Origin of the sequence: Paenibacillus profundus (assembly GCF_021369635.1) — a bacterium.
GTDB classification, from domain to species: domain Bacteria; phylum Bacillota; class Bacilli; order Paenibacillales; family Paenibacillaceae; genus Paenibacillus_B; species Paenibacillus_B profundus.
In genome coordinates, this window is sequence record NZ_JAJNBZ010000010.1 from 37,215 (window position 1) to 63,201 (window position 25,987).

The 25,987-nt window shown below is 48.6% G+C and carries 24 protein-coding genes and 1 pseudogene; 20 read left to right on the forward strand and 5 right to left on the reverse strand.

The genetic code is table 11. The features are described from left to right. Positions 1-52: 52 nt before the first annotated feature. Positions 53-1,768 (reverse strand): peptide ABC transporter substrate-binding protein, encoded by a 1,716-nt coding sequence (locus LQV63_RS14055; RefSeq protein ID WP_233697193.1) that lies wholly within the window; start codon positions 1,766-1,768, stop codon positions 53-55. Positions 1,769-2,032: 264 nt separating this feature from the next. Between LQV63_RS14055 and LQV63_RS14060 the strand changes: the two are divergent. From LQV63_RS14060 to LQV63_RS14075, 4 genes and pseudogenes are all read left to right on the forward strand, one after another. Next, positions 2,033-2,487, forward strand: a pseudogene (locus tag LQV63_RS14060) (NUDIX domain-containing protein). Positions 2,488-2,537: 50 nt separating this feature from the next. After that, positions 2,538-3,356 carry a GNAT family N-acetyltransferase gene (locus LQV63_RS14065; protein ID WP_233697194.1) on the forward strand — a complete coding sequence of 273 codons (819 nt, stop codon included), beginning with the start codon at positions 2,538-2,540 and terminating at the stop codon, positions 3,354-3,356. Positions 3,357-3,574: 218 nt separating this feature from the next. Further along, positions 3,575-4,018: a flavodoxin gene (locus LQV63_RS14070; protein ID WP_019424118.1), complete on the forward strand. Its 444-nt coding sequence runs from the start codon at positions 3,575-3,577 to the stop codon at positions 4,016-4,018. 179 nt (positions 4,019-4,197) lie between these two features. Then, complete coding sequence (locus LQV63_RS14075) at positions 4,198-4,767, forward strand: GNAT family N-acetyltransferase (RefSeq protein ID WP_233697195.1); 570 nt, start codon at positions 4,198-4,200, stop codon at positions 4,765-4,767. 90 nt (positions 4,768-4,857) lie between these two features. On the opposite strand, the gene LQV63_RS14080 is transcribed toward LQV63_RS14075, so the two are convergent. Both LQV63_RS14080 and LQV63_RS14085 read right to left on the reverse strand, forming a co-directional pair. Beyond that, entirely contained in the window at positions 4,858-5,145 is a 288-nt protein-coding gene (locus LQV63_RS14080) for a hypothetical protein (protein WP_233697196.1), read from the reverse strand. A gap of 93 nt (positions 5,146-5,238) precedes the next feature. Beyond that, positions 5,239-5,727 carry a copper amine oxidase N-terminal domain-containing protein gene (locus tag LQV63_RS14085; protein WP_233697197.1) on the reverse strand — a complete coding sequence of 163 codons (489 nt, stop codon included), beginning with the start codon at positions 5,725-5,727 and terminating at the stop codon, positions 5,239-5,241. 166 nt (positions 5,728-5,893) lie between these two features. On the opposite strand from LQV63_RS14085, the gene LQV63_RS14090 reads away from it, so the two are divergent. The 10 genes from LQV63_RS14090 (at position 5,894) to LQV63_RS14135 (ending at position 15,363) form a co-directional block, all read left to right on the forward strand. Then, positions 5,894-6,688 (forward strand): lipid II flippase Amj family protein, encoded by a 795-nt coding sequence (locus tag LQV63_RS14090; protein ID WP_233697198.1) that lies wholly within the window; start codon positions 5,894-5,896, stop codon positions 6,686-6,688. Positions 6,689-6,923: 235 nt separating this feature from the next. Then, entirely contained in the window at positions 6,924-7,544 is a 621-nt protein-coding gene (locus LQV63_RS14095; RefSeq protein WP_233697199.1) for a TetR/AcrR family transcriptional regulator, read from the forward strand. A gap of 2 nt (positions 7,545-7,546) precedes the next feature. Next, positions 7,547-8,401, forward strand: coding sequence for an ABC transporter ATP-binding protein (locus LQV63_RS14100; RefSeq protein ID WP_233697200.1), 855 nt, complete (start codon positions 7,547-7,549; stop codon positions 8,399-8,401). Next, complete coding sequence (locus LQV63_RS14105) at positions 8,398-9,159, forward strand: fluoroquinolone export ABC transporter permease subunit (protein WP_233697201.1); 762 nt, start codon at positions 8,398-8,400, stop codon at positions 9,157-9,159. The genes LQV63_RS14100 and LQV63_RS14105 overlap by 4 nt, the downstream gene beginning before the upstream one ends. Beyond that, positions 9,156-9,890, forward strand: a complete 735-nt coding sequence (locus tag LQV63_RS14110) for an ABC transporter permease (protein WP_233697202.1) — start codon at positions 9,156-9,158, stop codon at positions 9,888-9,890. Before LQV63_RS14105 ends, LQV63_RS14110 begins: the two co-directional genes overlap by 4 nt. Before the next feature lie 532 nt (positions 9,891-10,422). Further along, the gene (locus LQV63_RS14115; RefSeq protein WP_233697203.1) at positions 10,423-12,069 is read left to right on the forward strand and encodes a hydroxysqualene dehydroxylase; all 1,647 of its coding nucleotides are present in this window, start codon (positions 10,423-10,425) and stop codon (positions 12,067-12,069) included. 49 nt (positions 12,070-12,118) lie between these two features. Continuing rightward, entirely contained in the window at positions 12,119-13,372 is a 1,254-nt protein-coding gene (locus LQV63_RS14120; protein WP_233697204.1) for a sensor histidine kinase, read from the forward strand. Between the two features lie 19 nt (positions 13,373-13,391). After that, positions 13,392-13,844 (forward strand): hypothetical protein, encoded by a 453-nt coding sequence (locus LQV63_RS14125; RefSeq protein ID WP_233697205.1) that lies wholly within the window; start codon positions 13,392-13,394, stop codon positions 13,842-13,844. 36 nt (positions 13,845-13,880) lie between these two features. Then, on the forward strand, positions 13,881-14,540 hold the full coding sequence (locus LQV63_RS14130) for a hypothetical protein (RefSeq protein ID WP_233697206.1): 660 nt from the start codon (positions 13,881-13,883) through the stop codon (positions 14,538-14,540). An 82-nt stretch (positions 14,541-14,622) separates the two neighbouring features. After that, on the forward strand, positions 14,623-15,363 hold the full coding sequence (locus tag LQV63_RS14135; protein ID WP_233697207.1) for a hypothetical protein: 741 nt from the start codon (positions 14,623-14,625) through the stop codon (positions 15,361-15,363). Positions 15,364-15,559: 196 nt separating this feature from the next. On the opposite strand, the gene LQV63_RS14140 is transcribed toward LQV63_RS14135, so the two are convergent. Next, positions 15,560-17,740 (reverse strand): HelD family protein, encoded by a 2,181-nt coding sequence (locus tag LQV63_RS14140; RefSeq protein WP_233697208.1) that lies wholly within the window; start codon positions 17,738-17,740, stop codon positions 15,560-15,562. A 239-nt stretch (positions 17,741-17,979) separates the two neighbouring features. On the opposite strand from LQV63_RS14140, the gene LQV63_RS14145 reads away from it, so the two are divergent. From LQV63_RS14145 to LQV63_RS14160, 4 genes are all read left to right on the forward strand, one after another. Beyond that, positions 17,980-18,321, forward strand: coding sequence for a hypothetical protein (locus LQV63_RS14145; protein WP_233697209.1), 342 nt, complete (start codon positions 17,980-17,982; stop codon positions 18,319-18,321). A gap of 528 nt (positions 18,322-18,849) precedes the next feature. Beyond that, positions 18,850-19,197: a hypothetical protein gene (locus LQV63_RS14150; protein WP_019424101.1), complete on the forward strand. Its 348-nt coding sequence runs from the start codon at positions 18,850-18,852 to the stop codon at positions 19,195-19,197. Positions 19,198-19,469: 272 nt separating this feature from the next. Next, positions 19,470-20,234 carry an ABC transporter ATP-binding protein gene (locus tag LQV63_RS14155; RefSeq protein WP_019424100.1) on the forward strand — a complete coding sequence of 255 codons (765 nt, stop codon included), beginning with the start codon at positions 19,470-19,472 and terminating at the stop codon, positions 20,232-20,234. After that, on the forward strand, positions 20,209-22,107 hold the full coding sequence (locus tag LQV63_RS14160; protein ID WP_233697210.1) for an FtsX-like permease family protein: 1,899 nt from the start codon (positions 20,209-20,211) through the stop codon (positions 22,105-22,107). Before LQV63_RS14155 ends, LQV63_RS14160 begins: the two co-directional genes overlap by 26 nt. Before the next feature lie 196 nt (positions 22,108-22,303). Here the strand turns inward: LQV63_RS14160 and LQV63_RS14165 are convergent, their stop codons facing one another. Next, positions 22,304-23,125 carry a DeoR/GlpR family DNA-binding transcription regulator gene (locus tag LQV63_RS14165; protein ID WP_233697211.1) on the reverse strand — a complete coding sequence of 274 codons (822 nt, stop codon included), beginning with the start codon at positions 23,123-23,125 and terminating at the stop codon, positions 22,304-22,306. 203 nt (positions 23,126-23,328) lie between these two features. Here LQV63_RS14165 and LQV63_RS14170 point away from each other — a divergent pair, with 203 nt between their 5' ends. Both LQV63_RS14170 and LQV63_RS14175 read left to right on the forward strand, forming a co-directional pair. Continuing rightward, positions 23,329-24,561, forward strand: a complete 1,233-nt coding sequence (locus tag LQV63_RS14170; protein ID WP_233697212.1) for a metallophosphoesterase — start codon at positions 23,329-23,331, stop codon at positions 24,559-24,561. Positions 24,562-24,991: 430 nt separating this feature from the next. Further along, a complete protein-coding gene (locus tag LQV63_RS14175; protein ID WP_233697213.1) occupies positions 24,992-25,969 on the forward strand; it encodes an ABC transporter permease in 978 nt (325 codons plus the stop codon). The last annotated feature ends 18 nt before the right edge of the window (positions 25,970-25,987 follow it).

Below are 25,987 nucleotides of genomic sequence, written 5' to 3' on the forward strand. Positions count from 1 at the left end.
GTACGCCATATGTATCCCGATCGGCTACCATCTGGATGATGTTACAGACTAGTTACTCTAAATAGCCACGGGTGAAGTCGAACATGCCTCTATAATCAACGAATACATTTTTGACTCCCGGTTTTATCAAGTGAACGCTTGTATAGTAGAACAGCGGGAGAATCGCCTGGTCGTCTTGGATGAGAATTTTCTCCGCTTTCGCCATCAGATCCATCCGCTCTTTTGAATCCACGGATGTCTTGGCCTTTTTGACGAGATCATCGAACTCTGGGTTGTTGTAGCCAATATCGTTGTTGCCGCTGCCTGTCATATACAGATCAATGAACGACATCGGATCGTTATAGTCGGTAGTCCAGCCGGCGCGGGCGACCTGATAGTTCAAGCTGGTCCGGCTCTTCAAGTAGACGCCCCACTCTTGGTTCTCGATTTTCACTTTTAAGTTAAGGTTTTTGCTCCACATGTCGGCAACGGCCTGGGCGATCTTCTTATGTTTATCGTTCGTATTGTAGCCGAGCGTGAATTCAGGCATTTCCTTCAAGCCAAGCTCGGACAGCCCTTTGGCCAGCAGCGCTTTCGCTTCATTCACATCCTCCTTGAAGTATTCATCCTTCACTTCGTTGCGGTACTGATCGGCGTTGCCGGTAATGCCGGGCGGAACGATGCCAAATGCAGGCTGTTCGCCGCCGAGCGTTACTTTATCGGTAATTAGCTTGCGATCGACTGCCATCGAGAGCGCTTTACGGATATTCGCGTTGTTGAATGGCGCCTGTTTGTTGTTGAACAAGTAATAGTAGCTGGATGCGATTCCTTGAATTTGCAGCTCATCCGGCTTCGTTTCTTTCAGAACCGGAATCTGATCCGTCGGCAGTTCGCCCGTCGGATGCCCGGCAAAATCAATGTCTCCGGCTTCATACATATTCAATTCAGACGCGGAGTCCTGCACCATTGTCGCTTTTATTTTGGTAAATTTAATTGTATCGGCGGCATAATAATGTTCGTTTTTGGCCAGTTCAAGCAAGTTTTGGTGCTTCCACTCACTTATTTTGAAAGGACCGTTGGAGATCATCGTGTTGGCTTCCGCGGCCCATTTCGAATTGTCTTTCGTTGATTTGTGCACTGGATAGTAGGTAGTGAAGGAAAGTAGGCTCAAGAAGTAGGAGGTAGGAGCTTCAAGTTCGATTTCCAGGGTATGCTCATCAAGCGCTTTGACGCCAACTTGAGAAAAGTCGTTGATTTTCTCTTTATTATAGGCTTCCGCATTTTTGAAGTAGTAGAGCTGGTAGGCGTAAGGTGGAGCCGGTTCAGTCTTCGGATTCAGCACCCTTTCCCAAGCAAATATAAAATCGTGAGCAGTGACTGGGTCGCCGTTGGACCATTTGGCATCTTTGCGCAGGTGGAAAGTGAATTTCTTATGATCGGGCGATTCCTCCCATTTCTCAGCAACTCCAGGTACAGGCTTCGCATTCTCGTCGACACGAACCAAACCTTCGTACATGGCGTTCAATATGGAGGAGGATACGGTGTCTTGTGACAGACCCGGATCGAGCGAAGGCGGATCGGAGTGAAGATTGAAGCGGAATACTTGTTCTTTGTCCGATCCCTTGGACGGTTCGTTCTTCTTATCGCCATTGTCCGTATTGGACGGTGAATCCTTCGCCGTATCTGGATTCGGAGACGAAGAATTGCCTGTGCTGCTGGAGCAAGCGCTTACAAACGTGGTGACTACGAGAAGCAATGTCAAGACGAGCATCATGGATTTACGTTTCATGCTTGTACTGTTCCCCTCTCTTGGAATAATCTGTTTACCAATCGCCAACTACTGAACTAAGCTGTTGGGGCCCCGAGGAGAAAATTGACATTTGGTTTGTAGCATATACTACCATAACAATTAAGATTCGTCTTTATCTTTTTTCAAATTTTATAAAAAATTTACATACAGTCAAACGTGTTGCGTCTGTTCCATGTTCATAGTAAGGTAGAAATAACCACTTCTATCCATTATAACTTTCCATTATAAAGGAGCACCGCAGCAATGAAACCGATACGCAATTCAGCAAAAGCTGTTATTATTCAAGATAACAAAGTATTACTGACGAAGAATCAAGACCGTGATGGATATTTTTATCTGTTCCCGGGCGGAGGACAAGAGCACGGGGAAGAGTTGAGCGAGGCGCTTCGACGGGAATGCATTGAGGAAATAGGCTGTGCAGTCATTGTTGATCATCTCCTTCATGTGCGTGAATATATTGGAAAAACCATCAATTTTCCGAATGGGACACGCCTATTCATCAGGTGGAATTTTATTTTCAATGTGAACTTGAACGAATCCCATCCTCATTTACAGGAAGTAATCCTGATGAGCATCAGGTCGGCGTCGAATGGATTCCGCTCCAAGAGCTGGAGCAGATTCGCGTCTACCCTCATAAGCTGGTTCCCATATTGCAGCAGCGAGCGCAAGCGCCTTGTTATTTAGGAGATACCAATTAATGCTTATGAATGTTAATTGTGAAAAATTTCATAAGTTAGGAGGGGTGGTCATGCATTTGACTGAAGCGGTCGCCGACGCATTGGAGCAGTCCGAAATCGATTATATGACGGATCGGATGAAGGCGATCCAAGACATCGAGGGCAATCCGGAAGGAATTCATCTGGCGCGATTCGGACACGCGAGGCTATACTATAGCGATACAATGCCGTGGCCGCAATTCAATACGGTGAAAGGGATGCGGGGGGAAGATATCCATCACATAGATGAAATTATCTCGTTCTTTCGCACGCGTAATCGGACTTGCCAATTCGAGATCGTTCCCAAGCAAGCGCACCCGCTTCTGTTCAAGAAGCTGAGTGAAAGCGGCTGCTATCAATCCGGATTCCATGCCACGCTGTATGGCGCTGCAGAACGGGAAGCTCTATTCGATCTGGATCCGGGCTCAGAAGAAGAGATACGCGTTCTTCCGTATGCAGAAGAAGACATGATGACTTATGCGGCGATACATTGCCGGGGAACGGGGCTTGGAGATGACGGCATTTCTGCTGTGGCGCGCAATAATGAGGTGCTGTTGAAACGTCCGGGGTGGTCGTATTTTATCGGATTCCAGGAGGAGAAGGCTGCTGCGACAGGCGTGATGTACCGCCAGAACGGCATTGCTTCGCTTACGTTTGCAGCGACACTGCCATCTTACCGCAACATCGGAATGCATGCGGCTTTGCTGCGGAGGCGAATTCATGAAGCGGCCTTGAGCGGCTGCCGGCTGGTTGTCAGTCAAGCAAGCTACCTGTCACAAAGTCATCGCAATATGGAACGCGCCGGAATGAAATTGGGTTACGTCCGTGCAACATGGACGATGCCTGTATAATAGGTGATTGGCTGGAATTCGACATATCTGACGAGGACGCTGCTTGCTAGCATCCTCGTTTTTTTTTGTGGACTTCCCCATTTTCTCTCAGCAAAGTTTTGCTTGTAAATGAATATCGCGTGCATGTATAATGGGCATGTGAACATTGATGATAATGATTATCAATATCATCAATGATGAAGTGACACAGCATATATCCGAAAGGCGGAGGTACATAGATGAGTACGATATTGATCTATGCAAGCATGACTGGCAATACCGAGGAGATGGCGGAGACGATAGCAGCTAATGTTCGGGCAGCGGGAGAAGAGCTTCAGATGAAGGAGGTCATGGATGCGTATGGAGCCGATCTGGCTGGGCACGAGGGAATTCTGCTTGGAGCATATACATGGGGTGACGGAGAGCTCCCGGATGAGTTTCTCGATTTCTATGAAGAGATGGACAACATCGACCTGACGGGGAAAAAAGCGGCCGTATTCGGTTCCTGTGATTCCTGTTATCCTGAGTACGGTGCGGCGGTGGATATTTTAATCAAAAAACTTAAGGAGCGCGGATGTGAAGTCGTGTTGGAGGGATTGAAGGTAGAATTATCTCCTAAATCAGATGATATTAAGCTGTGCAGCGAATTCGGAGCCCAGTTCGTGGAGAAGCTTCGTTCCTAGCGGATGCTTTATTACCAGCATGCTTGCGATATTCGAATTGACCACACGCCTACACGTTCGCCAGCTTATCCTGACACAATGTGAGGGAGAAGCTAAGAATGGACACAGCTGCCCTGTTTGTGGCAAAATATTTTATGGACATGGGATGGTTGTAACCGATAAAGAGGGTGTGGATACCGATGATGAATTCGGGACCGTTCTTTCAATTGCCTGTATTGAAGACAGCAAGGACGCTGCTTCGTAAAATGACACTTCATGATGCAGAGGATATGTTCATGTATTGTGCGGACGAAGAGGTGTCGCGATTTACGACTTGGCCGACGCATCAGCGGATGGCGGACACGTATCATTTCTTGGAATTCGTCATTCAACGGTATGACAGAGGAGAGATTGCCCCTTGGGGGATCGTTGATGTGGAAAATGACAGACTGATTGGCACATGTGGCTTCGTAAGCTGGAGGCCGACTCATGGGCGGGCAGAGATTGGCTACGTATTATCCAGGGATTACTGGAATCAAGGCTATATGACTGAAGTCGTCAACGAAGTGATACGCTACGGGTTCCATACCATGAAGCTGGTGCGCATTGAAGCCCGCTGTCATCTGGATAATGCGGGGTCGGCGAAAGTGATGGAGAAATGCGACATGCAATTTGAAGGTGTTTTGCGCAAACATTTATTCAATAACGGACGATATGAGGACGTAAAGCAGTATTCTATCATTAATGAACCGCTATTACATGGGATGTAACGAAAGCAGCGAGGCCGGTACCGTTACCGGCCTCGCTGCTTTCGTTGTGTAACGCACTCCGCAGTCTTATCCGTATCTTTCTATCGGACACTAGAGTTTCATATCAATGAAGATATGATTTCCCTGCTGCTTATTGCCAGGTTGAATCAGGTCGCTTGCTGAAGGACCAATCTCATTTGTGCTGCTATTTGCTTTTGATGGATCATTTTTATTTTCTTTCAGCTCCATCTTCTTTTTGATAAGTTGATTAATTTGCAGATCAATCGCATTGATTTCCATAGTGAGGGCTCTAATTTTTTCATCTTTCAATTTTTTATCGTCATCGCCTCTCGCTACGACAACCATTTTTTGAGCAATAATTGTTTTTCGTTTATTCAACAACTCGATTTGCTTGATTGGGTGAGAAGCGCGCCTCCCACATAAAAAAGAGCAGTACTTGGTTGAAGGAACCAGCATTGCTCAGTTATTGTGCTACAGATTTGCATTTTGGGGGTCATAGAGTAGTGTTACCGTCTTCGTAGTTCCGTCCCAATCATAGTTGATTTGAAACACTTCATGCAACAATTGAAGGGGAATATATGTTTTGTTATTTACAATTTCTGGCTTTATTGTAAGTATCGTGTCTTTGCTGTTCACCTGCATCTTGTTCGTCAGCGAGTTCCATGTGATCTCAGCCAGGGTTCCTTCGATATACACCGTATGGCTGCTTGCTTCCCAGCGCACTTTCAGATCCAGATTAGGGCCAATATCTTTAATTGGCAAATAAGTTAGATCGTGAAGGATCAGACAGTCCTTCGTAATCGGTTCGCCCTCTTTGTTCAGCACTTGCACCATAGGTTGAGTGAGTTGAGTAGGTTGCTCCGTAATGTCGGCCGCAGCTGCAGTAAGCGGAATGCTTAATGACAGTAATAGACATCCAAGCAACACATGTATACTATATTTACGGAATGAAACATGCATGGGAACCGGAAACCTCCTTTACCAGTTAAAACGTTTGGCGAGTGAAAAAGTTGCAGTGACGAAAATCTTTTTTCACTGGACAAGCCATAAAAAGACATGAGACAATTATCTCACTTTCGCAGATGTAATTTCATGGAAACCTTTCGAGATACGGGGAGGATTATGCTTGATAGACAAAATAATAGTCATCGCTCTGTTTACGCTATGTATACACATGTTTGAAACCTTATCCTATGCCGTCCGCTATGCCGGCGTGCGAGCCGGTCGGTTAGCGGTCTCACTGTCTCTGACCGGTATTATCGTGCTTGTCTCCCGTACCTCCAATCTCATACAAGCACCTATGACGGGCAAAGTTATCGACTACGCAAGGGAGCACCCGGAATTCGATCTGGTATCCAACATCCGTATCATTATCGGCTCCTCGACGATTGGAACACTGCTTGCTCTACTATTGTTTCCTAGCGCCGTTCTGTTGGCTGCCCGGGTGATACGTCACTTAGAAGTGTCGGGATCGATTCCCAAAATGATCAGTTCCGTATCGCTTGATCAGCTGAAGCATGTCAGGCATCATATCCGCAAGCCCACATGGAAGATGCTCACATCCTTGCGGATTATGGGCATTCCAAAACGCTTGCTGCTTCTGAATAGCTGCGTGACAGGGATCTATACGATCGGGGTGATGTCTGCCCTTTACGCCTCAGTTCTTACTACAGAATTCAGCACAGCGGCGTCTCAATCATCCGGCTTTATCAACGGAGTGGCGACCATCCTATTGACCATATTCGTCGACCCGCAAATGGCTATGCTCACGGATCGAGCGATGGCAGATACTGCCGCAAGGCAGCGATTGGGAAAAATATTTGCGCTGCTTATCATGTCGCGCGCGTTGGGAACCGTGTTGGCCCAACTATTCTTCTATCCGGCAGCGCTATGGATTTCATGGATTGTGCAATACCTTTAATAGAAAACGATGATATTTACACATTAACCCAAATCAACCTAAATGAACATGGTATTAATTTCAATATTATCATAAATGTGAATGATTGGGCGTCAATTTCCTGCAAAGACCGCGCACTCCTCCTTAGCAAAGGGGGCAGCGGTTTTTTTGTTGGTTATTGTTGACAAAAGAAATGAGATGCATTTTAATTATGAATATAAAATAAAATTATTCATAAAATCATATAGGGGTGTAAATGATGCCGCGATTTAGTAAACAGGAGAAAGAGAACATTCGGCGGGAGCTGCAGCAGAAAGGCAAGCAGCTGTTTGCTCTGTACGGACTGAAGAAGACGAGCGTCGCCGATCTAACCAAAGCGGTGGGCATTGCGCAAGGGACGTTCTATTTGTTCTATCCGTCCAAGGAAGAGCTGTATTTCGAGCTGCTTGAGCAAGAGGAGGAGTACATTCGGGAGCGCCTCACCAGCGTATATTTTCAAAGCGATTCTCCCGTGAGCCGGGACAGCTTCAAGCGCTTCTTGCACGAATCGCTTGCCACGATGGAGAACAATCCGTTTCTGCAGCAGCTATACGATGAAGAAATGATGGAAGCGTTATTCCGCAAGCTTCCGCCTGACAAATTGGAGCGTCACTTCGCCAAGGATGCGGATGATCTGCTGCCGATTATCGTGCTCGGTCAGCAGCAAGGGTGGATGAAGCCGCAGCAGCCGGAAATCATTGTAAGCCTGATCCGATCGCTCATTCTGCTTGCCTTGCAGAAGCACCTAATCGGCGAGGAGCGCTACGGCGACACGATGGGATTGTTCGTTGATTTGATCGCCGATGGGTTAATCATCGACCAGAATGAGGAGGATTAAGCATGATTGAAGTGAACCAGCTCCGCTTCAAATATCCCAGACATAAGGATTTTACGCTGAAAGGGCTAGATTTTCATATTCCGCAAGGTGAAATTTTCGGATTTCTCGGGCCGTCCGGAGCGGGAAAGAGCACGACACAGAAAATACTTATCGGCATGCTGAAGCGATATGAAGGCAGCGTGCGCATCATGGGGAAGCAGCTGAAGGATCATGGCCGCGATTATTATAATGCGATTGGCGTTGCGTTCGAATTCCCGAACTTTTACAGCCGATTCACGGCGTTGGAGAATTTGGACCTTTTCCGTTCACTGTATGATGTGAAGACCGAGGAGCCGAAGAAGCTTCTTGCCCGGGTGTCGCTTGAGGAGTACGGCCATATGAAAGTGTCCGACTTCTCAAAAGGAATGAAGATGCGCCTCAATCTATGTCGGGCGCTGATGCATCGGCCGGATATTCTGTTTCTGGATGAACCGACATCAGGTCTCGATCCCGTAAATGCGAAGACCGTGAAGGATATCATTTTACAGCTAAAATCGTTGGGGAACACGATTATTATTACGACTCATAACATGAATGTCGCTGAGGAGATATGCGATAGAGTCGCTTTTATCGTAGATGGGGAAATCCGCTTGATTGATGCGCCGCGCGCGCTCAAAGTCCGGGAAGGGAAAAAAGCGGTACGCCTCGAGTATAGAGAAGGTACAGCGCTGAGACAGGCCGACTATCAATTAGAGGGAATTGGCGACAACGAATCGTTCCTCCGGCTGCTGCGGAACGGTTCGATTGAGACGATACACACCCAAGAGGCTTCGCTGGATCAGCTTTTTATCCAAGTGACAGGGAGAACATTGACATGAATAATAAAGCTATCACTCTTCGGCCCCGGCTGCCTTATTCGGGTGTGCGTCGCTTCTTCAGCTCATGGAGACAGGATATGAAGCTCCAGTTCCGTCATCATTTTTACAGCGCCTATTTGCTAATCAGTATCGCTTACATCATTCTTCTGCGGATGCTGCCTGATACCTATCAAGCGAAGTTGAATGTGCTGCTGACGTTTTCTGATCCGAGCATGCTCGGGTTCTTCTTTATCGGCGGCCTCATCTTGCTTGAGAAAGGACAGCATATTCATGACAACCTGTTCGTTACACCGCATTCGCCGGCATCCTATATCTGGTCGAAGACGATCTCGCTGACATGTCTGTCGCTGATAAGCAGCTTGTTCATCCATATAAGCACCTTCGGCATCCATCAGCGTATCGGCGCGTTCATCGCGGGTGTCACACTGACGGCCGTCTTTTTTACTTTGGTCGGGTTGGGAGTTGCCGTTCGCTGCCATACGATTAACGGATTCTTCTTCTCATCCGTTGTGTATTCTACCATACTCGTGCTGCCCGTACTAGAAATACTGCAGGTCTATACAAGCAAGCTCTTTCTGCTCTTTCCGGCCACCGGATCACTGCTGCTGCTGACATCGGTTTTCGAGCCTATTTCAGGCGCAGATAGCGTTTACGCGGTATCCAGCTTACTCATCTGGATAGGGATTGCATTCTATTGGGCGTATAGCTCCTTGCAATCTAATATACTCGGTGATGCGAAAGGGGGAAGAGACGCGTGAATCGAGCTGCACAGCTGTTGCTTAGTGATATGAAGCAGGTCAGACGCGATCCGATGCTTATTTTCATTACGGTTGCCCCCTTATTGTTGGTGCTGGCGCTGAAATACGGAGTGCCGCTCGTCTCGGCACAGCTCGTTGCGCAGACGGGATTTGATCTAACGGCCCATTACGGAGTGCTGTTCGGCACGTCATTATTGCTCATTCCTCTCGTCATCGGTGTGATGGCTGGCCTGCTGATGCTCGACGAAAGAGATGAGCAGCTCATCGCCTATTATGCGATCACCCCTCTCTCGCAGGAAGGGTATTTCATTCATCGGTTGACTCTACCGACGCTATTGTCCGGAATCTATATTTTGCTGGCATTTATTGTGGTTGATTTCTCAGCTTGGAGTGCTGGTCAGTATGGCTTCGCCTTTGTAATGCTGCTGCTGGAAGGGCCGATGATGGCCCTCTTGTTGACCTCGTTCGCCTCCAATAAAGTGGAGGGGCTGGCATGGTCTAAGCTAGGCGGATTGTTGATCTTTATCCCGGTGTTGGCCTATATGCTGCCAGAGCCATGGCGTTGGGGTGCAGCGGTGACACCGACCTATTGGGTTATTGAGCTATTTGTTCACAACCGGACCATGCAATGGAATGAGCTGGAACTTCTTCTCGCTGGCGGCATAGGACTGGGGGTCCACCTTATCTTCATTACGGTTCTGTACCGTAAATATGCAAGAATGATAGCTTGATGATGCACCATTACCTAGCCGATAAGCGAGTCGGAGTGGGGGCGCTAACCATAAAAAAGGAAACTGTCGAATCTAACGGTTCGGCAGTTTTTTTGCTTAAAGGAATATTTAAGTTTCGTGAATCGACAAAGTTAATTTCGTTACTACGAAAACATTAACGGGATTCTATTACAATGGTCCTTATGTCCATTCTCCCATACGGTCAGGAAGGAAACAACGAGGGCTAGGCACATGTCGTACAAGTACCCCATGATACGAAGCGGCCGATTATGATGGCAGCGCGCCAGAATCGTCATTGGGCATACCGCCTACTGATGGAAGGGGAGAGTGAAGCAAAGGGGTGGACCGAGCGCATCTCTTCCAATCTGAACGCGCCGCTGCACGAACCTGACTCTAAGCGGGGTCTATCGCCAAAAGCAGAGTTTTCCTGCAAAAATATGTTGAAATCTGTTGTATTTTGATGGTTGTATAGTAATATGAAAATAGTTGATTTTTTCCAAGTATCTCGTGGAATAGGAGTGCAGCAACCTTTATGATAGGAACAGTTCAGCCAAAAGTGGTAGTGCTTGGCGGCGGAATCGCCGGAATGAGCGCTGCCCATGAATTAATGGAACGGGGGTTTCAGGTTTCTGTATATGAGTGGAGACAGATTCCAGGAGGTAAAGCTCGCAGCATGCCTGTTCCGAATTCGGGAGAGAATGGGCGCCACGATTTGCCGGGAGAGCATGGCTTCCGCTTCTTTCCGAAATTTTATAAACATATAACCGATACGATGAAGCGAATACCGTATAAGAGTAATAGACATAGCGTGTATCATAACCTCATTGAAGGGACTAATCTGGGACTGGCATTTTTCGATCGCCCGATGCAGCCCTTTCTGACTGAATTTCCACAATCGATCAGCGGTTGGAGAACGTTGCTCAAATCCCTTTTCGACAACAATCTAGAGCTTAGCGAGCAAGATATTGAACATTACGTATCTTGTCTATGGCAAGTACTCACAAGTTGCGATGAAAGGCGACTGTTGGATTATCAACGAATCGCCTGGTGGGATTTCCTGCAAGCGGAGAAGCAGTCGGCGCAATTTCGTAAAATATTTACGGGCTTGACACGGATTCTCGTAGCCGCCAGAGCGCAGGAAGCGAATGTGTGCACGGTCGGAACTGTCGGGGCGACCATCATGCTCGATATGGTGCTTCCGGGGGGAAGCGCAGACCGTTTATTGAACGGTCCGACCAATGATGTATGGCTCAATCCGTGGCTTGATCATCTGCGTGCAGGCGGAGTCGACTACCACCTCGGCGCGAAGGTTGAATACATACATTGCCGGCAGGGGCGCATCCAAGGAGTGACCATTACAGAGAATGGACGTACTGAGATGGTGACGGGAGATTATTATATTGCTGCGCTTCCGGTTGAAGTCATGGCTGGCTTATTGAATGAAGATTTAATTGAGGCGGATCCACTGCTGGGCGGGTTGACGGAGCTGGCAGAGAACGTCGAATGGATGAACGGCGTCCAGTTTTATTTGAAGGAAGACGTGCCGATTATCCATGGTCATGTCATCTATATGGACAGCCCGTGGGCGTTGACGTCGGTGTCACAGGCGCAATTTTGGCCGAACTTCGATTTAAGCAAATACGGGAATGGCGAAGTCAAGGGAATCATCTCCATCGATGTGTCAGACTGGAGAACTCCCGGCATCTTATATGGCAAGCCGGCCATGGAGTGTTCAAGAGAAGAAATTCGAGCTGAAGTGTGGGAACAGTTGAAGCGCAGTCTAAACCAAGGGAAGACGGTGTTGTCCGATCATATGGTGGTGACGTGGTATTTGGACGAAGATATTCAATTTCCGAATCCGCATGAAGCGATTAATATGGAGCCTTTGCTTGTGAATCACGTAAATACATGGAACTTGCGGCCCAATGCATATACGGCGATTCCCAACTTGTTTCTCGCGTCGGATTATGTGCGAACGAACACGGACTTGGCAACGATGGAAGGGGCGAATGAAGCGGCGAGACGGGCGGTGAATTGCATTATCCAGTTATCCGATATGGATGTGCCTCCTTGCAAAATATGGGACATGTATGATTATCCATTGTTATCGGCTTGGCGTTCAAATGATCGTTCCCGCTTTCAGAAGGGACTGCCATGGAACGGGAAAATAATCGGTTGACGCCTTCATTTCTGCGTACCGTATCTTACCAGGAAAGGAACGGTCAACGTTGATTCAGTCCATCATAGCGTATGAATTCAAGGGACTGCTCTATATTATGAGCGCATGTCTCATGTTCCTTATTATTACCCCTCAATTCATGTTCGCCAATTATCGCCGCAAAATTTTGTTTATTCTCATTCTTTTTGTGCTTACGTTTTTTTATACGCAATATGAAGATATCGATCCGCTTATATACGGCATTCATCTTACACCAGTGTCGCTTGCGTTAGCGGCGCTGTTCGAAGGCTTTTTGCCGGGAATATTCACTTGGGCTGCATTTAATATTTGCACCATCGTTATGATGGATGATTTTGTGCCAACAGTCATCGGATCCACGCTGCTGCTCGTCTTGGGCCTCACATTCCATTACAAGCAGGTGCTGCGAAGCACGTACTGGCAAATTTGCCTCATTTCGATGACGCTCATTACGATTTATTTGCTCGGCTTTTTATCTGTGTTCGACGATTGGGATACAGTGAGTGGTACCGAAGTCGGGATTGCCGTTGTGGGCACCTACTTGTCTTCCATGTATGTGAGTTATATTTATAATCATGTCAAAAATCAAGAGAAAATGCGTGAAGAGCTCTTTAGAGCGGAAAAATATCAAGTCATCGGACAGCTGGCGGCATCCATTTCTCATGAGATTCGCAATCCATTAACGACGGCGCAAGGCTTTCTACAGCTGATGAACAGGGATAATCTGACTCCAGCGCAACTCGAAACATATCGGAATTATGCCATATCGGGCATCGAGCAGGCGAACTCCATCATTACCGATTATTTAAACTATGCGAAGCCGGCAGTGGAGCTGGCACGCCCGATTCACATCCAAGAAGAGATTGACGGCATTATTCCGATGATGTCGCCGCTCTGCGTCATATCCAAGATTGAAGTAGTCATCAAGCATTTATCGAAGCAGCCGATTTATGTGATGGGCGAAGCGAAAAAATTCCAACAATGCCTGCTCAATATTATGAAAAATGCGGTGGAGTCGATGCCGGATGGCGGTGTGATGACAGTGACAACGTGGTCGGACAATGAAGGCGTTCATATCCATGTTAAGGATACTGGAGTCGGCATGAGCGATTATCAAATCAAGCGCATCGGCATGCCTTTCTACACGACGAAGGAGAAAGGAACCGGGCTCGGCTTGATGGTCGTCATCAGCCTCGTGAAGGCGATGAACGGCACTATATCCTATTACAGCCGACCAGACGAAGGAACGACTTGCGTGCTGAAGTTCAAACAACTCTTATTGTAATACGATAACGAGCCCAGCCATGAATAATTGCAACTTATGGCTGGGCTTTGACGTTATAGAGGTTTGGTTTATCTCTTATACCGCAACACCTCCGCAGCGCTCTTCCGGGAACGGCAATCCGATTCTCCTGCTAGTGATTCCGCTGGCATTGACCGTGGCTGCGTATGTCCTGTCTATCGGCATTTATGTATACCGATGGCTGCGGGATCACGATCTTCGATGGCGCTGGGGGACGATAGCGGCAGGCGGACTGCTCGTGGTCAGCATGGGCGTGCCTGCTGCAGCTTTATCTCGACATGTCCGATCAGAAGTGATGAAGCACCAGAGCTACGATCCGGGTCTGTCCCCGTTAACCATGCACAATAACGGGGTGCTGTGCAACGGGTATACGTTCATGCTGCTCATCGGGATCGCGGTGCTGCTTGCCGGAGTCATCAGTCTGTTTACGGTCCGAAAGTCGGCATTTGAATGAAGCATATGATACAAAAATAGGATTGGAGTCATCACAATGGATTCTATCGATACAGAACAGCCGATTTCACAATATATCGTGCGGACGCGCAAGCGATTCATCTTTGGATTTTCCGCCGTGATGGCAATCGCATGGCTGTTGCTGTTCTTTTTCAGCATGGATATTGAATTTTTGGGTACAGTTATCTTTTTCGCGTTGTTCGCACTCGTTTTTATCGTGTCTGTTATATGGGCGATCATCGACATCATCGTCGCTTTGGTGAAAAGAAGACCGCTTCGTTATTGGGCGCTCATACTCATTCCGATCGTGGCGCAGCTGGGCGCCGTCTATATCGCCTTAGAGCTTCCATTGCATCAGACTCGTGCGGCATTGGACGAGTGGATGTATCGCGAGCAGCGCCAGCAGGCTATCGAGCGCTTGACGCAAAGCGATTGGAGCACGGCTGGCTCAGATCGCGGCACGCTGCTGCAGCTTCCGGACGATCTTCGCCATCTCTCCCGCGGGGGCGGAGAAATCTTGGTCGTTCGGAATGGAGAATCGCTCCAAGTGTTATTCTTCACGATGCGCGGGCTTTTGGATAACTTTTCTGGCCTCGTATATGTGTCCGAAGGGGAGCCAGATGTGGAAAACCTCGGGACCAAAATTGTAAAGCAAAGGGAATTAGGCAAGCACTGGTTCTGGATTTCCGGGACATGACCAGACTTGGTTGAATCGGAATATGCATGCTGCTGCTGCGTAGTCTTCAGATGCAGAGGCGGCGGAAAGGCGGTATGAACGGATGAATTGGATAGTGTTAGCCGGGCTGTGCTGCCTTTTTATCATCGCGTTGTGGCAGAGGCCGAGGGAGAAGGAGATGCTCCTGCCCGCTCGATTATTTCTTTTTTTCATGATCGGTTCGTTTTCCTTTCGATTTATACCCGGGACGGATTCGTATTGGTTTCTTCCGCTTGGCTTCCTGCTCGGCTGGTGGTTTGTCGCCAAGCGCTCGAAGCACAATCAGATGAATAAGAAGATCGCGCTCCTCTTCGGGCTAGTCTATCTTATACTGATAGAGTCGCTTCCGTTCACCACGTTCAGTGACATACGGGAACTGCGTACGGAGCAGCAGTACAAGCAGCAATTCCAAGACGTGACCGCCATGCATCGATTCGCGGAAAATGCTCCGTTTTTGGACGCCCTCGGAGATGATATTCAACGGTTGCGCCTCGCGGATTCGAATCAGGACTATGCGGCCGAGCAGGATCCGATGTTTCTGTTCCGCGCATGGGTGTTGAATCAGCGTGGGATTGACATTCCAAGCTATGAATGGCTGAACTTCGGGATAAGGGAGTCTTATCCGGAGTATTGGTTCCAATCTAAAAGGCCAGACCGATTGACGAATCAAGAATATATTACGTTCGGTGACGAGGGCTATTTTGGCTTGTTCAAGCGAAAAGATGAGCACAGTCCGTTCCATATGGTGCTGGCGATCGAATTTCGCGGATTCGCGAACGGACGGCCCGGTTTATTTTCATGGTAAACTTTACAGCACAGCAGGAAACACACTCGCGTTGCCGCAAGGAATATGGCTGCCCGCCTACGCGTTCGAGTACATGAGGATGGCATGAACAATGATGCTCAGGGACGCGTTTTGTGCCGCAGATGAATAAGCAAAAGGACATTCCTTGGCTGCTATGAGCATCGGAATGTCCTTGATGGAGCTTTTTGAACAACCTCTATAAACCGTGTACAACCGTTTCTTCGTCGTCTGTGCATATAAGCGGCGACAGCGGTTGAGCAGAATCATGCAGCACCCACAGCTCATGCAGGGCACGCGTACAACCGACATACAGCAGCTTGGCGTCAAGCGGATCGGATGGGTAATGGGCGGCGTCCGCATCCATCAACAGGACGGCGTCGAACTCCAGCCCTTTTGAAAGATAGATCGGGAGCACCGATATGCCGCCCTCGTACTGCTGCTCATTACCGTCAATAAGGTGGATATCCCTATCCGAGCAATGCAAGCTCAATCTCGCATGCAATGCTCGCGCTTCTTCCGCTGTACGAGTGAGCAGCGCTATTGTGTTGTAGCCGCTGCTTCCGAATTGCGCAAGCGCTTGGGCAAGCAGGTCTGGCTGCTGCTCCGGGGGTTCCGAGACGATCCGGACCTTCTGCCCACTGCGGAATACCGGAATCGCCAGCATGTCGGTGCGGACGCCCCGCTCAAGCACGACATTCGCGAAATGGATAATCTCCATCGTGGAGCGGTAGCTTCGCGTTAAAGCAAAATAATCGGTCGCTTCAAGCTCGAACAGGTCACGCATTTCCGACCAATCGTGTATGCCGGCATACGCATGGATGCCCTGAGACAAATCACCCAAGATCGTGAACGAATGATTTCTGGCGAACCCGTCGAGAACGGCTATCTGGAGCGGCGAGAAATCCTGCGCTTCATCGATGACGATATGATCGTAACGGTAATCGCCCGGTATGCCGTGCAGGCGGATGTGCAAATAGAGCAGTGCCGCCAAATCTTCGTTCCTGACGGTGTTCTTTTTCAAGTAAGCGGACGTTTCCTTGCAGAGCTTGGCCGGAATCACCGTTTGAGCCTCTTGAGTGACGTTGCGCTTCGGATCGAATAGCGTCTTGTATAATGCCAGCGCATCGAAGGCAGCCCATTTCTTCATATACGCCTTCATCCGCGGGGTTGACAGTTTCTTCTTTGCCTTATGCTGCTCCTTGGAGCGCTCTTGCTTCAGCTCCATCTCAATCCAGCGTTGAATCCGTGCCACGACGCGTTCTTTGCGCTTCGCCAGCTCATAGGAACGATACTCCTCATGGTACCACACGGAGATCGTATCGTAGCTTAATACCGCTCCGTCCCATGGACTAAAATCCATCACAGGTACGGCTTCTCGCTCCATACGGGTCAACTGGTCATCCATGTAAGTCTTGAAGGCAAGCGAGCCTTTGAAGCGGCCGGATGCCTGATTATCGAGCATGGGGCGGTTGTTCAACGATCCGTACCACAACTCGATCTGTTCCATCGGCGAAGCAAGCTGTACCGTATGCTCTAATCCCGTCACTTCAAGCGCCCATTCCGGGAACGTGCGCTGTTGGATATTTCCGACGCCGAGCTCGGGAAGAACGTCGGATATATAATCGAGAAACATGCGGTTCGGTGCGAAAATCATCATTTTTTCCGCCCGAATTTGCTCTTGGTATTGATACAACAGGAAGGCGAGCCGGTGCAGCGCAACGGTCGTCTTGCCGCTCCCCGCCACCCCTTGAATGAATAGCGCCATATTTTTCGGCGCGCGGATGATCCGATCCTGCTCTGCCTGAATGGTTGAGACGATATCGCGCAAGCGGTTATCTTTGTTCTCACCTAGGCGGTAGACGAGGAATTCGTCTGTCACATGGCCCTCACCTTCGGACCGATTGTACGTATCCACGACCCGCTGCAGCACCTGACCGCGAATGACAAGGTTGCGCTTCAGATGGACGTGGCCCTCGACAGCGCCTTCAGGCGCTTTGAACGTTACGGAGTCGACTCCGCCAGAGAAGGAGTAGAACAGGCTCGCAATCGGTGCCCGCCAATCGACGACGAGCGGGTAGGCATCGGCCTGGCCCAGTTCGACCTCGCAGTCGACGCCGTGCTTCCCAACATAGAGAGCGGAAGGCGCTGGTTGGCCCATCTCTTCAAAATCAAGGCGGCCGAAGTAAGGCTCCTTCAAAGCCCGCTTCAGCCGCTGTCGACGCAGTTCGCGTGTATCTTCCATTACTTGCTCAGTAAAATCATGCCCCGTATAGACCGGAATCTGCACTAGCCGTAGGTATTGACGATCGATTTCTTCCATCGTATCCCGCAGCCGGAGCTCCTCTTCTTGATAGGCACTTTGAAACGTATCGCTCACTTTCAGTTACCTCCTAAGAATCATATTTAAATAAAAGACGCAACAAAGATGACACTTGACATTCCATACTTCTGTGCAAAAATGGAAAAAGGAATGATAACTATATCATAACCTGTCAGAAATAGCAATGAATAAAGAGGTGCCCGTTTGCTACCAGTGCGCAAGTCCTTGCAGCCAATACCGCGTTCCAAGCTTCGCCTTGTCTGCGGTCGATTGGCCTACAAGATGCTGCGAATCTGATGACTTTTCATCCGACTGGGGAGCCGTTTCAGTTAGAGTTAACGCTGACCGGGGATACGCTTGCGGGTGCATGGCACTCGGCGAATCCTGCGTGGTATACGTACGAAGTATATGAGTGCGAGCACTCCATTCGGCAGGATCATTGGGGAGGGTATGTGCGGCATAATATATTGTACCGCAAAGCATTCAATGCCGATGGAGAATGCTGTGCTGACAAATATGTGACAGAGAATCACGCGCTCATGATGTACGCTCCCTTGCTCGAGGCAGATGCATCGGCGCATCGTCATGGCGGGGCAGGGTTAAGCAAGCAGCCATTCGTTGTGATGACAGTGAGGTGATGGCGGTTTTGTCGAGGGTGAGGCGGTAATGTATTTAGACACAGCACGACAGGGTACGTTGTTGCGGCCGCTGTCCGTATTCATTGCTTTTTCTATTGGATTTTGTCCAACGTAACCGGGTGCATGGGCTGATTGTGAGACGTTTCATTGGAAATTGTCCAACGGATTCTTCCCTTTATCAGTTGTGAAGTCGGAATCTGTCTGATTTGAATGGATGTTTTCCAATAGAATGAAGAGTTATCGCATGAAGTGGGCTATTCTGTTGGATACTTTCCAATGGATGTTGCGTGTTCGCCGCCTTACGTGTAATTGGGAAGCGCCCTTGCGCTGTTCAAAGCAGCTCAGAGGCTCATTTTGCAAATGTTCATAGGCAAAGGACTAACCATTCATAATGTGACTACTGAAGCACTATAAAAGCTATAAAAATACGCTCAAGTCTGTAAAATGTAACTATAAAAGACTGATTTTGCTTGCCGGAATTTAAGTGATATGTAGTAACAGCTGTCAGCTAGCAGGGAGGAATGAAAGATGATAGAACATAGGCAAGAAGCGGACTTTAACAAGAAAAAAACGAAGAAAAGCCGTAATGCTCGCTACGTCGGGCTGTGTGCTGCATTGGCACTTATGGTGGGTCTGCTGAGCGGCTGTGTGCCGGGAGACGGCTCTTACACGCAGGCGGATCCGGCGGGATTTTTCTGGGGCATCTGGCATGGCTGGATCGCGCCGGTTTCGCTCATCATTGGTGCTTTCAACGGAGACATTCGCGTGTATGAGGTGAACAATACGGGCTGGTGGTACGACCTTGGATTCTACTTGGCCATATTGGGCGGCTTCGGCGGGTTGTCGCTTAGCCGCAAGAAGCGGCGCGACGATTAGGAATGCATGATTAAGTGTCATAGTGACAGGAGAGGGGCTTCGCATCGATGGATGCGGGGGCCCCTCTTTTAAGTGTTGTCCCGTATGTCCGCAACATCTTAATGAGATCACCGAAACGTCGATTCGCAATGTGGTTCCGATGATCCTGACTGCATGCTCATTCAATATTACAAAAACGAAAGGTTAACGTAAGGTATACCAATGGCTCCGATTTCCATTAAGGATTACAGTGTTGATATAAAGATTACACCGAAGGAGCGTGCGTATTACCGATGTTAGAAGTCCGGAACGTATCGAAAGTATATGAAGGCAAAGTAGCTTATCAAGCGCTATCGAATTTGAATTTGACCGTGCAGAAGGGTGAATTCGTCGGCGTCATGGGACCGTCTGGCAGCGGGAAGACGACCTTGCTCAATGTCGTCTCTACCATTGACAAGCCCTCATCGGGCGAGGTGTTCATTGGCGGACAGCAGACTCATAAATTGAGCAAGCGTCAGTTGGCGTTGTTCCGCCGCCGGGAGCTAGGATTCGTCTTTCAGGATTTTAATCTGCTGCAGACGTTGACGGTAAAAGAGAACATTATCTTCCCGCTCACGCTGGAAAATGTCAGCATCAAAGAGCAGGACGAACGAGTAAACCGGATTGCCGATAAGCTCGGCATCACTCATATCCTCAACAAGCGCACTTATGAAATATCAGGAGGACAATGTCAGCGTACAGCCATCGCACGGGCCATCATCCATGATCCGAAGCTGATATTGGCGGATGAGCCGACCGGCAACCTTGATTCGAAATCGGCAAAAGATGTGTTGGAGACCCTTCAGAGGCTGAACAAGGAAGAAGAAGCCACGATGATGATGGTTACGCATGACGCCCAGGCGGCTAGCTACTGCGATCGCGTCATCTTTATTAAGGACGGTTCGTTATACCGAGAGATTCACCGGTCGAATGGCCGTGAAGTGTTCTTCCAGGAAATCATGAACGTATTGTCGGTAATAGGAGGAACGGAAGATGAATTTTCGGCAGTTCGCGTTTAAAAACGTATTTCGCAACAAACGGCTGTATGCAGGCTATTTCTTCAGCTGCGCCTTCTCGGTCATGATTTTCTTCGTCTATTCGATGCTGGCGTTTCACCCCGAATTGAGCTTTCAAGGTCAGGGTAATTACGGAAAAGGCGCGCAGACAGGAATGGATGTGGCGCAATATATTATTTATGTGTTCACGTTTTTCTTTATCTTGTATTCCATGAGCGTCTTCCTGAAGTCGCGAAAAAAGGAATTCGGCATCTGCATTATGCAGGGGATGTCTGATATGCAGCTGAGACGGCTCGTCTTCCTGGAAAATATCATCATCGGATTGACAGCTACTGTATCAGGGATTGCGATCGGACTCTTACTATCCAAAGGGATGCTGATGCTGGGATCCTCGGTGTTGTCGCTTGAGAAATCGCTGTCCTTCTACATGCCGGTAAAGGCGATCTGGCTATCCTTTGCCGCATTCACGCTGCTATTCTTATTTATCTCGTTGTTCACTGCAACGATTCTGCGCAGCAGTTCGCTGATCGATCTGTTGAAAGGAACGGCCAAGCCGAAGCCCGAGCCGAAAGCTTCGCGCGTGCTGGCCATTTTGGCAGCTGTGCTGCTCATCATCGGTTACGCTATCGCATTTGTCGTCAGAGGGGTTCTCGTCCTGTTCGCGTTACTCCCCGTGGCGATTATCGTCAGCGTAGGGACGTATTTCCTGTTTACGCAGCTGAGCGTGTACATCATCAATAAGCTGAAAAACAAAAAGAAGCTGTACCGCAGCAGCACGAACATGATTACACTGTCTGATTTGGCGTACCGCATGAAAGACAACGCACGCATGTTCTTTCTGGTGGCCATTATCTCTACCGTCGCCTTTACAGCCATCGGCACGCTGGTGGGGATGAAGTCGATGTTTACGAACATGATATCGTCATCAACACCTCCGCTAAAGTATGAGTCGTATGCAGATAATAAGCAGGCGGCGGAACATGCCGCGCTGATCGAACAAGCGCTAGCGAAGAGAAATATCAGCTTCGAGCTACTTGTCATCAAAGAGAAGAACGTGACCGATACCGGGACGAACAAAGACTTCATCTTCATTAAAGCATCTGACTATAACCGCATAATGAAGGAAGACGTTGCTCTAGGCCAGGACGAAGCGCGCTTGTTCTATCGCAAAGACATAGATATGGGCTACGATAGAGGCATCAGCAAGGGGCAGGAGACATCCTTGACGCTTGAGGGCGGCCGTAAACTCGCTGTCACAGAGAACGGCGAGATGCCGGCTCCGCTGCTGCAGAGCGCAGGAGGATCCAGCGTCGCGGTCGTATCCGACGAAGTATTCCAAGAGCTGCCTGGATCCAAGCACGACTCTACCATGTATGTATACGATGTCGCAGATTGGCAGCAGACGCTGGCAGTATCCAAACAATTGATGACGGAATTGAAAGGGAACGGAGAGCATTACCGCTTTTCTTCACGTGCCTATGAATTGAACGACATCAATCAGGGCTTCGGTCAAATCCTGTTGACAGGGCTGTTCATCGGCGCAGTGTTCTTCGTCGCCGCAGGAAGCTTTCTATACTTCCGTCTGTACGCAGATCTGGACAACGATCGCATTCAGTACCGCGCTATCAGCAAGCTCGGGTTGACAGAAGGTGAATTGTCCAAGATTGTATCCACCCAGATCGGATTGCTGTTCTTCGTGCCGATTATCGTCGCTGTCATTCACGGTGCAGTCGCCTTGAACACACTCCAGAATACGTTCAGTACGAATTTGGTATTGGAATCGTCGCTCGTCTTGGGGGCTTTCCTAGTCATTCAGATCATCTATTTCGTATTTATTCGCGCCAATTATGTGAAAAAGTTGAAAGACGTAATGTAACGATATGCATCGAAATGCATAGCTTGTCTAAAATAAGGAGCAAGCCGGATACCGGCCTGCTCCTTATTTGCTGTGAGCTCACGGATATTGCATACCTCGTATCCGATGATAGACCTATGCGGTTCTGGTTGAAGGATGCTGTCATTGCATAGATTAATGGGGCTTGGTGATACACAATAAGCGGAGTGCTTCGAACTCATTCCGCTTTAATTGTGCTTGTGTCCATTCTTTCGTCAGTGCGGGGAGCTGGTTGATCATCGATGCTGATGGCGTATTTGCTCAAATGCTCCCGCCATTCGCTATTCAACGGGGCATTCGTAATGAGCTTATGAAAGGCGGCATAGCCCGCAATTTTGGCAAGGCCAATTCTGTCGCATTTGGACTGATCCGCTACAAGGAAGCTATGTTTGGCATTTTGTATCATCATTTTGCGTATTTCCGCTTCATTCTCATTCGTATCCGTCACCCCGTGCCGCATATCCATACCAGAGCAGGAGATGAACGCTTTGTCAGCCAAATACAAAGACATCGCTTTGGCGGCCGCATGTCCCGAATAAGATAAAGAATGATGCCGCAACGTGCCTCCGGTACATATTAACTTCAGATGATCGGCATCGGACAGTTCCGTAATTACTTTGAGAGAGTTCGTAATGACGGTCAAATGTTTAAGCGTTTTTACTGACCTGGCAATATGAAGCGAGGTTGTACTGGAATCGAGCATAATCGTGTCTCCGTTTTTGACAAGCCGCGCGCATTTGGAGCCTATCCACATTTTCTCGGCCAAATAAAAGTCTTCCCGCACCCATATCGGAAGATCGGTAATAAGGTCATCTTCCAGAAAAGCGCCGCCGTGCGTCCGCTGCAGCAGCCCTTCTCTTTCCAGACGGTCCAAGTCTCTGCGAATGGTTTCCTCAGATACGCGGAAATTCCTGCTTAGTTCGGCAACCAACACTCTGCCATCACGGTGCAAGTGCTGCATGATGCCTTTCCGGCGTTCAATCGCTAACAACGCAATCACACATCCTTATTGTTTCGTTAATGACATCGCTTGTTCGTGGTGACCTCTATTATATCGGAAAATTTTGGCGAATTCACTAGATCATATCGAGAACATTTTATCCGAACGCATCTTTTCAAATGGGACAGAAAGGAGTAGACTGAAATGGATTTCATTATGAAATCGCATTCATACTGTAATGATCAAAGGAGTTGAAGCTCTCAATGTCTTCGATGCAATCCCAGCCCCGCCTTGTCTTTCCGGTAATTAGCGACGTGCATATCGCGCCGACAGGAGAAGAGTGCATTCATAAGTTCGAGCGTGCGCTGCAGCAATTGAATGCGCGCGCACCGCAGCAGGATGCCTTCATCATTGTAGGGGACCTGACGAACAACGGAACGGTGGAAGAGTATGAACGTCATATGAAGACCTTCCAACAGCACAAGCTGCCGGAGGCAGAGGCGCTCATTGCAATCGGGAACCATGATTATTGGAACGGCCTGCCGCCTGCAGCAGCCCAAGCTCGCTTTCTTGAAATGACGGGCATGGAGTCGATATATTATCATCGTGTCATTCAGGGGCATCATTTCATTGTCTTGGCTACGGAAGATACGATGACGCATGGATACTTCTCGCTCGAACAGATTGAATGGCTGAGCAAGCAACTGGCAGAAGCGGCCGCTGATGCTCCGGCGCAGCCGATCTTCGTGTTCCTTCACCAGCACCTGAAGGATACGGTATACGGCAGTGAGGAGTGGGGGATTCAAGAGAACATCGAAGCGCTGATGAACGCGCTGAAGCCTTATCCGCAAGTCATCACGTTCTCGGGGCATTCGCATTATCCATTGAACGATCCGCGCAGCATTCACCAGGAGTGTTTCACTTCAATTGGTACCGCTTCCCTAAGCTATATGGAAGTGGAGAGCGGGAAGCTGCAAGGGAATCTTCCACCTGGTCACCGCGAATTCAGTCAAGGCTGTCTAGTTGAGGTGTATGAGGACAAAGTCGTTATTACGCGCATGGATTTCTTGAATGAACGGGAAATCGGAGAGGCCTGGATGGTCAGGGTTCCTGCGGATAAAGCATCATTTATTTATACGAATGAACGAGATGCTGAAAAGCCTACTTTCCCGCAGCACGCGGGTATCGTTGTCGATGAGGAGCATACGGCGCCGAATTCTGTACGCATATCGTTTGATCAAGCGGTTGATGACGAGCTGGTTCATTCCTATCGCATTCAAGTGAAGCGTACAGATGGAAATGAAGAGGTGCAGCATTTGGCTTATTCTGAATATTACAACTATCCGCTCGTGGATAAAGTGAGCGTAACGTTGCCAGATTTGCAGCCGAACCAAGGGTACGAGCTTGAAATACATGCCATCGATGCATTCCAAAATGTTAGCGATCACGGCCTGAAGGCAGCGTTCCGTACGGGGCCTGTTCCGACGTCCGTCTAGGTCAGCGGACGCACGCACGGAACTGGTCTGTATAAGTCGTGTGGCAGAAATGAGAGAATAAATAATTGCGGCTAGTGCCCCTTTTGCGAATCGGGGGTTGCGAGCCGCATTTTATTTTGCCTTGTTTCCTGTTTGGTTAATCAATTGGCATTAAACTCCATGGAAAAGTATCATTTTTCGTTGATTGTTCATATATCAGTTTAACCGCTTTAATCTTACAATGAAGGTACACGAAAAGATAAACAGACAAATGGGAGGAGAGGGAAGAGTGGCCATGTATAGAGAGAGAAGAAACAGAAGAATATGGAATGAAAAAGGTAACCGTTTTTATAATAATTACGGTACAGATTATGATTACGGTACAGATACGGTGTAAGGCGTTACATGGAACTTCTATCAATCAACAAGTATAGATAAGGAGGGTCAACTGATGGCGCGATTAACAGTCAGCCCTGATGCAGAGAGTGGGATGAGCCTTGGTAATCCCAAGAAAAAGAAGAACAACTTCACTCGATTTTTCGGACAAATAGATTTGCAGTTGATGGTCATACCCGCTTTAATACTTATATTTGTATTTAGCTATATTCCGATGTACGGTGTTCTGATCGCGTTTCAGGACTATAAAATCGGCAGCGGCAGCTTCCTGAGCAGCCCTTGGGTCGGATTGAAGCACTTCAAGGCCTTCTTCGACTCACCCGATTTCAATGTCGTTATGCGCAATACAATTGTCATCAGCTTTTTGAAACTCATCATCGGTTTTCCCGCGCCGATCATACTGGCGCTCATGTTGAATGAAGTCCGCAAAATCGTGTTCAAGCGAGTCGTGCAAACGATTACCTATTTGCCGCACTTCATGTCATGGGTTATCGTCGGCGGCATGGTCAGCACGATGCTTGCGACGGATAATGGCAGCATTAACATGCTGCTCGAGACGCTGAGGGTCATCGACGACCCGATTAACTTCTTGTCTATGTCCGAATATTTCTGGAGTATTCTGGTAACAACCAACGTCTGGAAAGAAATCGGGTTCGGTTCCATCGTATACTTGGCTGCCATTGCGGGTATCGACCCGCATATGTATGAAGCCGCTTCCATGGACGGAGCGAACCGCTTCAAACAAATATACTTGATAACGCTTCCGAGCATCATGCCGGTTGTTACTATCTTCCTCATATTGGCTATAGGCAACCTGTTGAGCGCAGGCTTCGAAGACATTCTCATTCTTGCCTCGAATCCGGCGTTGAGGGATGTGTCCGACGTTATTGATACGTACGTCATACGAGTCGGTATTAATAATTACCGGTATTCCTATGCGACCGCCGTTGGTTTGTTCAAGGCTGTCATCAGCGTCGGCTTGCTCACGATAGCCAACTACGTAGCTAGAAGAGCAGGTAACAGCCTGTGGTAGTTAGGACACATTTAGAGG